This window comes from Pectobacterium sp. 1950-15, assembly GCF_037136835.1.
Taxonomy (GTDB): domain Bacteria; phylum Pseudomonadota; class Gammaproteobacteria; order Enterobacterales; family Enterobacteriaceae; genus Pectobacterium.
Map to the genome: position 1 here is coordinate 160488 of NZ_JBBBQR010000009.1, position 14702 is coordinate 175189.

Below are 14702 nucleotides of genomic sequence, written 5' to 3' on the forward strand. Positions count from 1 at the left end.
AGACCTATTAACCGGTCATTAAAGGTCTGTCATGCCGAATATTATCTTGAGTGATACCAGTGCCAGCGTCAGTGAACTGAAAAAAAACCCGATGGCGACGGTCAATGCTGGCGATGGTCTACCTGTCGCTATTTTGAACCGCAACCAGCCTGCGTTTTATTGCATTCCTGCGGATCTCTACGAAAAAATGCTGGATGCGCTGGACGACCAGGAACTGGTTAAGCTAATCGGTGAACGCAAAAACCAGCCACTGGTTGACGTGGATTTGGATAGTTTCTTATGAGCTATAGCGTCAAATTCAGGGAAGATGCGCTGAAAGAATGGCTCAAACTCGATAAAACCATCCAGCAGCAATTTGCCAAAAAACTAAAAAAATGCTGTGAAAATCCCCATATTCCATCGGCAAAGTTACGGGGGATGAAGGACTGCTACAAAATAAAGCTCCGAGCATCAAGCTTTCGTTTGGTTTATGAAGTCATTGACGACATCTTGATTATCGCCGTAGTGGCGGTAGGTAAACGTGAGCGCAGTGGCGTTTATCATCTGGCGAGTGAGCGAATGAGATAACCGCATTAACCTGAACATAAAAAAATGCTGGCCAAATAGTTCACTATTCAACCAGCACATTTTCGTTTTCAGAAAAGCAGTAAAACCCGCTTCCCTACACCATCAACGCATCGTCACAAACTCTTCCGACGCGGTCGGGTGGATGGCGACGGTGTTGTCGAAGTCTTTTTTGGTCGCGCCCATTTTGACGGCGACCGCGAAGCCTTGCAGCATTTCGTCCATACCAAAACCAATGCCGTGGATGCCGACGATTTTTTCTTCTTTGCCCACGCAGACCAGCTTCATACGGCACGGCTGACGGTGCTGTGTGACGGCGGTGTACATCGCGGTGAAGGCAGATTTATACACTTTCACCTGATCGTCGCCGTACTGCTCACGCGCCTGCGGCTCGGTCAGCCCAACGGTGCCAATCGGCGGGTGGCTGAAGACGACGGTTGGAATATTGCTGTAGTCCAGATGCTCGTCCGGCTTGTTGTTAAACAGACGTTCGGACAAACGGCGCCCCGCCGCCACGGCAACCGGCGTGAGCTCGACGGCACCGGTGTTATCGCCTACGGCGTAAATACCGGGGACGTTGGTATTCTGAAATTTATCGACGTTGATGTAGCCTTTGTCGTTCAGCTCTACACCAGTGACGCTCAGGTTCAGGTTATCCGTCGCGGGTTCACGACCAATCGCCCAAATCAGGCAATCAACAGTCTGTGACTGACCGTTTTCCAACTCCAGCGTCAGGCTGCCATCGGCATTCTTCACAATCGCTTTCGGGATCGCTTCGGTATGCAGCGTCGGCCCTTCGGTGTTCATCACTTCCACCAGCGTATCGACAATCAGCGGATCAAAGCTACGCAGCGGCGCGTGTTTGCGTACAAACAGGTGGGTTTCAGAACCCAGTCCGTTCAGCACGCCGGCAATCTCCACCGCGATATAACCGGCCCCGACGATAGCGGTACGCTTCGGCAGCGCATCCAGCTCAAAGAAACCGTCGGAATCGATACCGTATTCCGCACCGGGAATAGTGGGGTGAACCGGACGACCACCCGTCGCAATCAGGATATGATCAGCCGTAATTTTTTCACCGTTCACTTCCACCGTGTGCGCATCGACAAAGCGGGCAAAACCGTGGATAACATCGACCTTATTCTTGCCCAGCACGTTATCGTACGACTGGTGGATGCGATCGATGTAGGCGCTACGGTTCTTGACCAGCGTGCCCCAGTTAAACTGGTTTACCGTGGTATCGAACCCGTAATCCGGCCCGTACTGATGGATCGCTTCGGCAATCTGTGCCGCATGCCACATCACTTTCTTCGGCACACAGCCGACGTTGACGCAGGTGCCGCCCAGATATTTTGCTTCGATCAACGCACATTTTTGTCCATACATCGCCGCGCGGTTGATAGATGCGATACCGCCGCTGCCGCCGCCAATAGCAAGGTAGTCATAGTGTTTGGTCATCAGTGTATCCATGCTTAAGTGAATAAAATTTGCCTAGAGTGTAACGCCAGAGCCATACGCCGAATAAAGGTTATGCCTATGGTTGCGATAGGAGAAACCAACCGGGTCACCCACCGCAACGGTGCGCATTACTCCGGTACGATTTGCTCCACCAGCGTATGTCCGGTGCCTTCTGGTACCAGCACGCTATGCAGCCAAGGCAGTACGCTCTTCATCTGCGCTGCCAGCTTCCACGGCGGGTTAATCACAATCATGCCAGACGCCGTCATGCCGTAGCGATCGCTGTCCGGCAGCACCGCCAGCTCAATTTGCAGAATGTTGCGAATACCCGTGGCTTCCAGCTCTTTCAGCATACGTTTGATGTGCTGACGCAGCACCACCGGGTACCACAGCGCAAAGACGCCGGTCGCAAAACGCTTATGCCCTTCCTGAATACCTTTCACTACGGCCTGATAGTCCGTTTTCAACTCATACGGCGGGTCGATCAGCATGAAACCGCGACGGGAAAGCGGCGGCAGTTGAGATTTCAACTGCTGGTAGCCATCGTCACGCAGCACTTTAGCGCGCGAATCTTTCTGAAACTCATTGCGCAGCAGCGGGAAATCGCTGGGGTGCAGCTCGGTCAAATGGAGCTTGTCCTGCTCACGCAGCAGCTGGCGCGCAATCAGCGGGGAACCGGGGTAATAGCGCAACTGGCCATTATGGTTATAGGTGTGCACGGCCTGCATGTAAGGTTCGAGTTCAGCCGGAATGTCGTCACGCTGCCAGATTTTCGCGATGCCATCCAGATACTCGCCTGTGCGCTCGGCATGTTCGCCGCTAAGCTGGTAGCGGCCGGCACCCGCGTGGGTATCCAGATACAGGAAAGGTTTTTCTTTCTCTTTCAGGGCAGTGATGATCAGGCTCTGAACGGTGTGTTTCAGCACGTCGGCGTGATTGCCGGCGTGGAAACTGTGGCGGTAACTTAACATGCTTGCTTTCCGGTGAAGTTTTTATAAATAACGTCGATTAGCTGACAGTATAACCGTCTGCGGCGGAAAATATCCCGCCAAACGCTTCACCCTGCGAACCGCCACGCAAACCCGCTATTTTTATCTTATTAAATCAGTAAATTGTGAAACATGGCCGTTTTTCATTCGATTGAAAGCTACCGATATTCAGGCACATAAAGTACGATCGCACGCTAACCATGATGGAATTGGACGTTATTCTGATGGAACCTGAATATCAGCGCTGGCTGATGGCGCTTTCCGCCCCGATGGTCGCACTCAATATCAAGTACGGCGCCCGCTTCTGCGAGCCGACCTTTTATGAGCCCGGTGAACCCATCAGTCTGAGCAACAGTTGGGGCATTACGTCCCGCGAAGGCCTGATCTCAATGATTAACGATATGACAGACGGCGGCCATGCCGAGCGTCTGGCGTATTACTACCACCTTTGGCACCACCTGACGGCATCCGAATGGCAGCAGCATTGCGCCAATCAATCTGAAGAAACACAGGGTGCACTCGCGCTGGTGAGCGAAACGGCCGCGCTATGCGGTGAAGGCGGGATCCGCGCCTGGGATCTGGGCCGCATGAGTTTTCTGAGCCGCATCGGATTACTCAACGGCTGGATTAGCGAAAAAGAGAACTTGTGGATTCACACCCGGCTGGCCGACAGGGCGCGTTACTATTACCGCAGTTGGGAAAATTATTACGCCGCGTTCTTAATCGGCCGCACTTACTGGCTCACCCTGGATGAAGAAGACCCAGAGTGCCGGCGCTACATTTTCAGCAACGCTAGCCAGAATCCTGACTACATTAACCAAATCGGCACGCTCTACACCCACCCAGACTGCCCGATTCATGACCTCGACTGGGATGTTGATCCGATAGAAATGGATAAGCCCGAGTCCTTACCAGAAGCGGAAATATAATGGACACACAATGCTGGGAGCGATTAGGCATTGAGCCGACTCAGGATCTGGATGTTATCCGTCAGGCTTATCGTCAGAAAGTACCGCAGTTTCACCCGGAAACCGACCCCGAGGGCTTTAAACAGCTGCGCGACGCGTACGACACCGCCTGTAAGCTGGCGAAAAACCCCATGCCGTCGGGCGATGAAGAACAGACCACCGCAGAATCGCATGACACGTCCCCGGCAACCGAGCACGCCGATCCCCAGGCAGAAGCGCTGGTTAACGCGTTTGAGCTGTTGTTGAGCAACCCAGCCGAACGTTTCGTTCCGCTGTACTGGGAACGTTATATTCAGCTCCTGAACCAACACGCTTTCGATGTGATCGATCGCATTCGCTGGCCGTTGCTTCAGCGCCTGATGCGCGAATCTTGCATCTCCATCCGCTGTGTTCGCACGCTGGCCGAACGCCTGCGCTGGCAGCAGCGGCAGGGTGAGCTGTCCGGCGACGGAGTGGAAGATGTCCGTCACTTCCTCGACTCACTCGACTATGAGGATCTGTTCGATTTCTCCCTGCTCTCACACCTGAGCCTGCCCGCGCAGTTGGAAACCATCTTCTATTTCCAGCAAGCTAACGGAACGTACTGGAACCGTCCGGCATTTATGCTGGGCACGCTGCTGCGCAATCCGACCGCGATTTATTGGCCTGACAGCCCTGCGCTGATGCAAAAACTGGCGCGCTGGCACAGCCATGCCAGTGTCCCTAACGCCATACTGCGCGATTACTGTCTGCAACAGTTGGATACCACACCGAACGACGCGGAATGGCTTGCGCTCAGTGCCAGCCTCTGTGCCCTGACCGGAGAAGACGAACGCGCCTTCACGCTGTGGCTGACACTTTATCAGCACACTCACCATGCACAGGCAGAGCAATGGCTGATCGACTGGTGTAAACAGCACCAGCCAGATGCCCTTCCCTTATTGATTCAGTCGTTCAACTACACGCCAGCGCCGGATCTGACGGGGTTAGCACTGGACGATCCGCGCCAGCGCTTCTTCATTTCACAGCACAACACCCAGATGCTGATACGCTGGGGAGAGGCGCTGAAACTGCCACTGTCGCCGATGGCGGAAAGCTACGCCCGCTGGAAGCTGGGCAAGCAGGAGCTGCGGGATATCTACCGACACCTGCTGCTGCACAGCGGGGAGGCCATTCAGGATCGCCTGTATTGGCACGCCAGCATGTTAACCGTGGGTAATGAGCGCCTGTTGCAGGACATTCTGGCACAGCCATTGCCCGATGAACCGCTGTATGCGTTGATCTTACAGGGCTTACAGTTTCAGGCGTCGCAGCGCTTATCCTGGCTGGACACCTCTGGCGCGATTCACGCTTTCACAGAGTGGCTGTATTCGTCGTCAGAAGCGGAGCTGCCAGACGCATTCACCAATCAGAAATCATTCGCCTGGCTGCAAGCGCAAACCTGGCTGCGACAATGGCGTCCGCTGTCGCTGAATCAGCTAAACAAACTGTATAGCAGCGGCATACACACAGAGGAAATCGACCCGATCAATGACTGCCTGGTCGAACTGTCCGCTCGCTACGAGTGCGATGCGTCTCTGGTCCCGCAAGGGGTGGAGAAGCCGCAGGATCTCAGCGCCAGAGAAGAACTGAGACAGGCGATTCTGATCGCATTAATGATGACCGATCCAACATCTTGTCTGGACTTGCCGCGCCAATCGGTGCTGCCTGAACTGGCCTTAACCCACCCTGCGCATTCACTCTCTCGACGCTTCCGCAAGGCGGAATGCCGCAATGGCGATGCGGTTACTCCGCTGAAAAAGCAGTTGGATCTCACCGAGCCGCTGCACTATCACTGCTGGATGAACTTCCCTGTCTCTATTGAGGAATATCTCAGCAACGGCGAGATTTACAACGAGTCTGCGGCGAGCCATTTTTATCTTACCGATGAACACTGGCAGTCGGAGTTGGCAGCGTCACCGATCATTTACCAGATCTTTTTCCACGCGTTCTATGCCCTTGTGGGAGAGGAAGAGCAGGCCGAACAACACCTTGAGCGACTGGCCGCGCTCCCCGTAGAAACGGAACAGGAAGAAGCGATACGCACCGCCTTTACCGAAGGGTCGGACGAGTTGGAGAAGCAGCTAAAACAGCTCTCCGATGACAAGCGGGTCACCCTCATCGGCAAGCTGATTCAGAGCTGTGCAAAGGATGACGCGTTCCTGTTCGATAACAGCGATCAGGGTTTTTTAGCCGAGCATGTGTCCTACCCGCACGAAGACGTCACGCTGCGACTGGTCGCAAAAATCCTGCTGCAATGCGCCGATCGGCGCGAACGCCTGTTCAAAGCCGCACCGGCTAAAAAGAGCTACTGGTGGCAGTTCTGGCGCACAAACGCCCGCATTGGCCGTCTTGGTTTCCTGATGCAAGGCGGGTTGGGAGGTTATTTTCTCTATCGCGCGAGTGACTGGATCGGGTCGCCGCCGGCATATATTGAAGGACTGCTGATGGTGCTCATCGTGCTCAATCTGCTGATTGCTGCACGTCGACGCTATAACGATATCGGATCCAGTACGCCGTGGGTGATGAGTGTCTTTAGCGTACTCATCCCGCTATTTCTGCTGCTCCCTCTGTTGGCGCCAAGTATTAACCGCTGGAACCAATTCGGGCCGCCGCCGGCTGGCAAGAAAACCGACACCGGCACCACATCGGCCTGACGAAAATAATTTGGGCGGCGTAGCAATGACACGCATGCATATACCCAATAGATTTCGAGTTGCAGGAAGGCGGCAACCGCAGGAATCCCCAGGAGCTTACTCAAGTAAGTGACTGGGGTGAGTAAGGGAAGCCAACACACCTGCAGCTTGAAAGATGACGGGTATATTTAACGAGAGACCTCATCCAGATACTGCTCAATACGCTGCCGCGTTTCGTCAATGGCAGGGGCATATTGCTCCGCCAGCGCCTGTTCGAAATCACGTAGCCAGAAGCCGATCTGCTGCCGCTCTTCCAAACGCGTCTGCGCCCAGGCTTTTTCCAGCCGTGCCAGCAGGTTGCGGTTCATCAGATTGTCTCTGGGGTGAATCTTCAGCGCTTGCAGCTTTTGATGGCTTTTCTGCTGTTGCTCGGCACTTAGCCCCGTCGGACTGCGATCGATCACTTTCGTGAAGTTATCGCCGCTGTCCGGCAGGTTAACATCCACTTCCAGCAGCCCATTGATGTCATAGCTGAAACGTACCTCAATAGATTGCTTATAAGATTTCGCTTTTATCGGCATGGTGAATTCATCGATAAACACATTGTTATCGACATAAGGGCTTTCCCCCTGATAGATCGCGATGCAAATGTTGTCCTGTCCGGCAGAGCCCGTGGAAAACGTCTCTACCCGCGAAGTCGGCACCACCGTATTGCGCTCCAGTATCGGGGAAAACAGACCGCTTTGTTTGTCGTTGGCGGTTTTAATCCCGAGGGTGTACGGGCAAACGTCCGTCAGGATCACTTCTTCAATATCCTGCTCACGTAGCCGACAGGCGGCCTGCACCGCCGCGCCTTTGGCGACAACAGTATCCGCATCCAAATGCTGATAAGGTAATTTGCCAAATAGTCTGACCACCAGCTTCTGGATAATCGACATCTTTGATGCCCCGCCGACCAGTACCACATGGTCTAACTGCTCAGGCTTCAGGCGAGCATCGTGCAGCGCCTGCTCTATCGGCGCACGGATACGGTTCATCAACGGCAGCCAGGCCGCTTCGATTTCTGCATCATCCAGCACGAGGCGCCATTCTTCCTCGCGCCAGTGCCATACCAGCTCATTCGATTGAGCAGGAAAACCGGGCTGACACTTCAGCGTTTCGGCCTGGCTGTAAAGACGTGTCAGATCCGTCGCAGGAATCGCCGAATCCTCAAGCTTCCACGCTTTCAGACAGCTTTTCACTATCGCCTGCGTGAAATCTTCGCCCCCCAGATAATTGTCACCCGCCGAGCTGTGTACCTCGATCAGTGGAAACGCATATTCCAGCACGCTGACGTCGAAGGTGCCGCCGCCCAGATCAAAGACCAGCGTACGCCCCAGTTCCTGCGTGTGTAAGCCGTAAGCCATAGAGGCGGCGGTAGGTTCATTGATTAAGCGAACGGCATTTAGCTCCGCCAGTTCAGCCGCAAAACGCGTCTGCTTGCGCTGCTCGTCGCTGAAATAGGCTGGTACGGAGATCACCACATCCTTGATGGGATACCCGAGATAACTTTCCGCATCGGCTTTGAGTGATTTCAACACCATGGCCGACAGTTCGGCAGGAGAGAACGTTTTGTCCCCAAGTCTGAAGGTTTTCTTGCTTCCCATGTAGCGTTTAAACAGCGACGCCGACACCTGTGGATGCGTCGTTAAACGGGAAATCGCGGGTTTGCCCACCAGAATGCTGCCGTCGTCATCAAGGCTAACGGCCGAGGGCGTGAAGTTATCATTTAGCGCATTCGGTATCAGGCGTGCCTCGCCATGTTGCCAAACGCTAATCAGGCTATTTGTCGTGCCCAGATCGATACCAATCGCCGGAGAAGCGTCTTGCGGGTGCATCATGCTGTTATTCCTTGTTAACTATTCCGTATTCCCAGGGTGCTCATCAGGCGCAGACCCCTCGCCCGTTCAGGAGGCAGGGCAATAGTATATACATCTTGTTCAAGAAAAGACCGCGCCCGACGAATTCAGGAATATTTTTCAACAGATCTGGTGAGTGATAAATAAGCGTTATATTATTTATTACATAGCGATCATTCACGGAGCATTATCATGGGAAACCATTTTGAGCGGGGCGTCCTCGCTGGGCTGAGATCCGCCAGCCCAAAATCCACCAACGACATCCACCCTTACTGCTACGATTATCGTCGCGGCTATATCTGCGGCTATGCTCACAATCTGGCGGAAACCAAAGGCGACCGCCAGCAGGCCGCCTTCGAAGCAGGGTTGTTATCACGCCGCTACGGGCTGGAACGGGAGAGAATCGCAGAATTCTTTACTGAACAAGGCAACCCTTATGCGATTCGGTTTTTTTATGCGGGCTATGATGCCCACACGGCAAGCTAGCTGATGCCGACTCGCGGCGCACTTCCCGTAAATCAAAGCTAATGGGGATCGTGATAGCGAGCTGCGCGTTATCCCCACTGATGCCACTATGCTACAGTCGATAATCCTGTGTTAACCAGAGATAGGGTTACCTATACTCGTCATAAAGCTAACTGATTGAAGTTAGGCGAGTATAAGCCTGGAAGAACAGATTATGCCTAATGCAAAATATACCCACAATCTTGAAGAAATTATCACCCATGGTTTTGAAACCATTGATCCAGATGAAAAAATTGAGGTAAACCTGAAAGACCTGCTGTATATCTACGGTGTATTACAGGAGTACATGCGTTTTTTCCATCAGCCTGACCACTATCAAACATTGGATGATGTAATTGCGTTTTTAGGATCGAATAAAGACAACGCTGGCTTTCAGATACTCAATACTGCCGTATATAAAAAAATGAGCGGCATGTTTCCGTTACATATTGATGAAAAATTTGATAACGGGGATTTTGATTCACCACAGTTACCCTTTTACTATGATGAAAAACGGCATCACTGATTTTGGCGTTTAATGCGTAGGAATGCAGGATAAGAAACCAATACATCAATCACATCGATTACTGATACATTGCGAGGCAATACCCTACTCCTATCCATGCATTAGCTACAACCCCTTTCATGACGCGCACGTAATCCACCATTGATTTTCACGACGCTTGACCTCATCTTAGCTATTAATCCGCAGTAGATATCCGCCTTGCCGGCCTATCTTCAACAGATTCCACTTACCGGCAACGAGATCACCCACAATTATCAGGACGGCACCATGACGAATCCATTACTGACCTCATTTACCCTGCCCCCGTTCTCCAGCATCAAAACGGAAGATATTGTCCCAGCGGTAAAATCCGCACTGGATGAATGCCGCGAGACGGTAGAACGTGTAGTGGCGCAAGCGGGGCCGTTTACATGGGATAATCTGTGCCAGCCGCTGGCGGACAGTGACGATCGTCTTAGCCGCATTTTTTCCCCCATCAGCCATTTGAACGCCGTGAAGAACAGCCCGGAGCTGCGCGGCGCTTATGAGCAATGTCTGCCGCTGCTGTCTGAACACAGCACCTGGGTCGGCCAACATGCCGGTCTCTATCAGGCCTATCGCAGCCTGCGCGACGGCGAGCACTACACCACGCTGAGCGTAGCGCAGAAGAAATCCGTGGATAACGCGCTGCGCGATTTTGAACTGTCCGGTATCGGCCTGTCGCCGGAAAAACAGAAACGCTACGGCGAAATTTCCGCTCGTCTGTCTGAGCTTGGCTCGCAGTACAGCAACAACGTGCTGGATGCCACGATGGGCTGGAGCAAACTGATTACCGACGTCACCGAGCTGGATGGCATGCCGGAAAGCGCTCTGGCGGCAGCCAAAGCGCAGGCTGAGGCCAAAGAACAAGATGGCTGGCTGCTGACGCTGGATATCCCGAGCTACCTGCCGGTAATGACCTACTGCACCAATCAGGCGCTGCGTGAAGAGATGTACCGCGCCTTCGGTACCCGTGCCTCCGATCAGGGGCCGAACGCGGGTAAATGGGACAACAGCGAGGTCATGGCGGAGGAGTTGGCGCTACGTCACGAGCTGGCACAGCTGCTGGGCTTCGATAGCTATGCGCACAAGTCGCTGGCGACCAAAATGGCGGAAAACCCGCAGCAGGTGCTCGATTTCCTGACCGATCTGGCGAAGCGCGCCCGTCCACAGGCGGAAGAAGAACTCGCGCAGCTGCGCGCTTTCGCCAAAGAACACTACGGTGTGGATGACTTGCAAGCCTGGGATATCACCTACTACAGCGAGCAGCAAAAGCAGCACCTGTATTCCATCAGCGATGAGCAGCTTCGCCCATACTTCCCGGAAAACCGCGCAGTAAACGGCCTATTCGAAGTGGTTAAGCGTATCTACGGCATCACCGCCAAAGAGCGTAAAGACGTTGATGTCTGGCACCCGGATGTCCGCTTCTTCGATCTGTTCGATGAAAGCGGTGAGCTGCGTGGCAGTTTCTACCTCGATTTGTACGCCCGCGAACACAAACGCGGCGGAGCCTGGATGGATGACTGCGCGGGTAAACTGCGTAAAGGCAACGGCGAACTGCAAAAACCGGTCGCCTATCTGGTGTGTAACTTCAACCGTCCAGTCAACGGCAAACCCGCTCTGTTTACCCACGACGAAGTCACCACGCTGTTCCACGAATTCGGCCACGGCCTGCACCACATGCTGACCCAGATCGATACCGCCGGTGTCGCGGGCATCAACGGCGTACCGTGGGATGCGGTCGAACTGCCGAGCCAATTCATGGAAAACTGGTGCTGGGAACCGGAAGCGCTGGCCTTTATCTCCGGCCACCACGAAACCGGCGAACCGCTGCCGCAGGAGCTGCTGGATAAAATGCTGGAGGCGAAGAACTATCAGGCCGCACTGTTCATTCTGCGGCAGCTGGAATTCGGCCTGTTCGATTTCCGCCTGCATGCCGAGTTTGATCCTGCGAAAGGCGCACAGATTCTGCCAACGCTGGCCGAAATCAAAGCGCAGGTGGCCGTGGTGCCAAGCCCAAGCTGGGGCCGCTTCCCGCACGCGTTCAGCCACATCTTCGCAGGCGGCTATGCCGCAGGCTATTACAGCTATCTGTGGGCCGACGTGCTGGCAGCCGATGCCTATTCCCGCTTTGAGGAAGAAGGCATCTTCAACCGTGAAACCGGCCAGTCGTTCCTGGATAACATTCTGACCCGCGGCGGTTCCGAAGAGCCGATGGAGCTGTTCAAACGCTTCCGTGGTCGCGAACCGCAGTTGGACGCCATGCTCGCGCATTACGGCATCAAAGGATGAGCATCTGCTTAATCGCAGAAGAAGGCGCCGACAGTGGCGCCTTATCTTCTCTGGCAGCGCGCTGGGGGCTGGTGTCCGATCCCGATGCGGTCATGGCGCTGGTGCTGACCGCGGAACGTCTGGAACTGCGCAAGCAGGATGAACCGAAGCTCGGGGCTATCTTCGTCGATTTCGTTGCCGGAACCATGGCGCACCGTCGTCGCTTTGGCGGCGGACGCGGCGAGGCTGTCGCTAAAGCGGTGGGGATCAAAAAAGATTACCTGCCGGATGTCGTGGATGCGACGGCCGGGCTAGGGCGCGATGCCTTTGTGCTGGCGGCATTAGGCTGTCGGGTACGCATGGTGGAGCGCAATCCGGTGGTTGCGGCACTGTTGGACGACGGGTTGCAGCGTGGCTATCGGGACGCAGAAATTGGCCCGTGGCTACAAGCGCGGCTGACGCTACTGCACGCGTCGAGCATGACCGCGCTACGCGATATCACGCCGCCGCCGGATGTGGTTTATCTCGATCCAATGTTCCCGCATAAACAAAAGAGCGCGCTGGTGAAGAAAGAGATGCGCGTGTTTCAGTCGCTGGTTGGCGCAGATGACGACGCCGACGCGCTGCTGGAACCTGCCCGCGCACTGGCGAAAAAACGTGTCGTGGTCAAACGACCAGACTATGCGCCGCCGCTGGCGGGCGTACCGGCACAGTCCATGCTGGAAACCAAAAGCCACCGCTTCGATTTCTATCTCCCCGCCTGATCCCTCGCCGCTGTGCCGCTACACGCGTCAGCGGCTAAAAACTTAGCCTGCTTCGCATTTCCTATGCTGTATTTGCAAAGTCTGTAGCACAAATGAGAAGCAAATCGCATAATCCCGCGCATCACCTTTTATGACACTAAGATGACATAATGAAAAAAACACTTCTGTCACTTCTGCTTTGTTTGAGTGCTTCTGCTATGGCCGCTCAAGAACCCGTCAATATTACGATTCTGGGGACATCCGACCTGCACGGTACCTTTGTTCCCTGGGATTACGCCACCGATACCGCCAACATGGCGGGCAGCCTGAGCCAGATCGCCACGCAGGTGCATAAGGTTCGCGCACAGCAGCCGAATGTGATTCTGGTTGATGCGGGCGATACGATTCAGGGCAACTTTGTCGAAACCTTCAAAAATGACAAAACCAGCCCGATGATCCTCGGTTTTAACGCCCTGAATTATGACGTTTGGGTGCTGGGCAACCACGAGTTCGATTTCGGCCTGAACGTGCTTTCCACCTCGCTTGACCAGTTCAAAGGCACCGCACTGGCGGGCAACATTTTTTGGGAGAGCGGTAAACCTTACTTACCCGCCTATAAAATTGTCGAACGACAGGGCGTGAAGATTGGCATCATCGGGATGGATACGCCGATGACAGCGGAATTCGCCAAAGGCACTGACCGCGTGAAAGGGCTGAACTTCATCGATCCCGTCGGGGCAGTAAAAACCGTGATCCAGCAAATCCACGATAAGGTCGACGCCATCGTGCTGGTTGCCCATATGGGCATCGATAACGAGAACCAGCGGCCGGGCACCGGCGTGGGCGACATTGCTCGCGCGAACCCTGAGCTAGCCGCTATTGTCGCGGGCCATATGCACGTAAAAGTGGATAAAGAGGTGATAAATGGCGTGATCGTCACCGAACCAGACAAATACGGCCGCGCACTCTCGCGCATCGATTTGCAGTTTGAACAACAGAACGGCAAATACGTGCTAATCAATAAGGACAGCTATACCTATTCAATTAAGGACGTGGATTCTGACCGCAAGATGGAAGATATCTACGAGCCTTATCACAATACCCTGCGCGCCAACGCCAACCGTCCGATTGCGCAGCTCCTCGGGCACGATCTGGTGCCGCAAGATGCCGTGAAAGGCATTCCTCAGGTACACGTACAGGACACGGGTATCAGCGCCCTGTTCCAGGAAGCCAGCCGCCATTACGCCCCTAAAGCGCAGGTGATCGCGCTGCAAATTGATAACGATCGGCCCAAGCTGAACGTCGGCACCATCTCCGCCAAGGATATTGCCTTTAACTATCAATATGCTGGCGGTGAAATCACGGTTTATCAGCTCACCGGAAAAGAACTGAAGAAATACATGGAATGGTCAGCGGGTTATTTCAACCAGCTACAGGACGGCGATGTGACTTACAGTTTCAATCCGCAGCGCCGCGCGTCCAAATATTCCACCAATGATTTCTTCGACGGCGTGACCTACACCATCGACCTGACAAAACCTGCCGGGCAACGCATTACCGACCTGAAAATGAATAACGGCACGCCGGTTACCGACGACATGCCGATTCGTCTGGGTATGAATAGCTACCGTATGGGCCACCTGACGCAAAAAGGCGGCGTGCTGGAAGGTAAGCAGTTCCCGGTACTGTCAGACACCAAAGCGGAATATGGCGAAGAGGCGGGTACGATTCGTAACCTGACCATCCGCTATCTAACCGAGGTGAAAAAAGGCCAATACGAGGGTACGGTACCGCAGCGCTGGAAGCTGGCTGGATTGCAGGGCTATGAGCGCGAACGCCACATCGTCGAATCGCTGCTCAACAGCGGAAAAATCAGCGTGCCGACGTCAGACGACGGTCGCTACAGCAATGTGCAATCCATCAATGTAAAAGCACTGCTGCTGCCGGATGCCGCGCAGAGGGAGAAACGCGTGGCGGAGCTGACGCAACAGCGCGACAGCGCCACCGACGCGTTGACCAAACAGCGGCTGAACGATCAACTGACGATTATCGCGGCCATTAACTAACCGACGCTTCGCGGGAAGCCGAAATGGCTGACCGCGTGTGTCG

At 54.3% G+C, this 14702-nt stretch carries 12 protein-coding genes; 9 read left to right on the top strand and 3 right to left on the bottom strand.

Translation table 11 applies throughout. The annotated features are described in order from the left end of the window. Window positions 1–31: 31 nt before the first annotated feature. Window positions 32–283 carry a type II toxin-antitoxin system Phd/YefM family antitoxin gene (locus WCT94_RS12355; protein WP_010281712.1) on the top strand — a complete coding sequence of 84 codons (252 nt, stop codon included), beginning with the start codon at window positions 32–34 and terminating at the stop codon, window positions 281–283. Beyond that, entirely contained in the window at window positions 280–567 is a 288-nt protein-coding gene (locus WCT94_RS12360; protein ID WP_336869790.1) for a type II toxin-antitoxin system RelE family toxin, read from the top strand. Before WCT94_RS12355 ends, WCT94_RS12360 begins: the two co-directional genes overlap by 4 nt. 102 nt (window positions 568–669) lie before the next feature. On the opposite strand, the gene gorA is transcribed toward WCT94_RS12360, so the two are convergent. Beyond that, a complete protein-coding gene (gene gorA, locus WCT94_RS12365) occupies window positions 670–2022 on the bottom strand; it encodes a glutathione-disulfide reductase (RefSeq protein ID WP_205558868.1) in 1353 nt (450 codons plus the stop codon). Between the two features lie 128 nt (window positions 2023–2150). Continuing rightward, window positions 2151–2993 (bottom strand): 23S rRNA (adenine(2030)-N(6))-methyltransferase RlmJ, encoded by an 843-nt coding sequence (locus WCT94_RS12370; protein WP_225086278.1) that lies wholly within the window; start codon window positions 2991–2993, stop codon window positions 2151–2153. A 242-nt stretch (window positions 2994–3235) separates the two neighbouring features. Between WCT94_RS12370 and WCT94_RS12375 the strand changes: the two genes are divergently transcribed. Both WCT94_RS12375 and WCT94_RS12380 read left to right on the top strand, forming a co-directional pair. Beyond that, window positions 3236–3940 (top strand): DUF1266 domain-containing protein, encoded by a 705-nt coding sequence (locus WCT94_RS12375; protein WP_336869791.1) that lies wholly within the window; start codon window positions 3236–3238, stop codon window positions 3938–3940. Then, window positions 3940–6654: a J domain-containing protein gene (locus WCT94_RS12380; RefSeq protein WP_336869792.1), complete on the top strand. Its 2715-nt coding sequence runs from the start codon at window positions 3940–3942 to the stop codon at window positions 6652–6654. Before WCT94_RS12375 ends, WCT94_RS12380 begins: the two co-directional genes overlap by 1 nt. A gap of 167 nt (window positions 6655–6821) precedes the next feature. Here the strand turns inward: WCT94_RS12380 and WCT94_RS12385 are convergent, their stop codons facing one another. Next, the gene (locus WCT94_RS12385) at window positions 6822–8513 is read right to left on the bottom strand and encodes a molecular chaperone HscC (RefSeq protein ID WP_336869793.1); all 1692 of its coding nucleotides are present in this window, start codon (window positions 8511–8513) and stop codon (window positions 6822–6824) included. Window positions 8514–8723: 210 nt separating this feature from the next. On the opposite strand from WCT94_RS12385, the gene WCT94_RS12390 reads away from it, so the two are divergent. The 5 genes from WCT94_RS12390 (at window position 8724) to WCT94_RS12410 (ending at window position 14659) form a co-directional block, all read left to right on the top strand. Continuing rightward, window positions 8724–9017 carry a DUF2623 family protein gene (locus WCT94_RS12390; RefSeq protein ID WP_205558863.1) on the top strand — a complete coding sequence of 98 codons (294 nt, stop codon included), beginning with the start codon at window positions 8724–8726 and terminating at the stop codon, window positions 9015–9017. 193 nt (window positions 9018–9210) lie between these two features. Next, entirely contained in the window at window positions 9211–9561 is a 351-nt protein-coding gene (locus tag WCT94_RS12395; RefSeq protein WP_336869794.1) for a hypothetical protein, read from the top strand. Window positions 9562–9828: 267 nt separating this feature from the next. Beyond that, a complete protein-coding gene (gene prlC / locus WCT94_RS12400; RefSeq protein WP_336869795.1) occupies window positions 9829–11871 on the top strand; it encodes an oligopeptidase A in 2043 nt (680 codons plus the stop codon). Then, a complete protein-coding gene (rsmJ, locus tag WCT94_RS12405) occupies window positions 11868–12614 on the top strand; it encodes a 16S rRNA (guanine(1516)-N(2))-methyltransferase RsmJ (protein WP_015842281.1) in 747 nt (248 codons plus the stop codon). The genes prlC and rsmJ overlap by 4 nt, the downstream gene beginning before the upstream one ends. A 149-nt stretch (window positions 12615–12763) precedes the next feature. Beyond that, a complete protein-coding gene (locus WCT94_RS12410) occupies window positions 12764–14659 on the top strand; it encodes a bifunctional metallophosphatase/5'-nucleotidase (protein WP_336869796.1) in 1896 nt (631 codons plus the stop codon). Window positions 14660–14702: the final 43 nt, after the last annotated feature.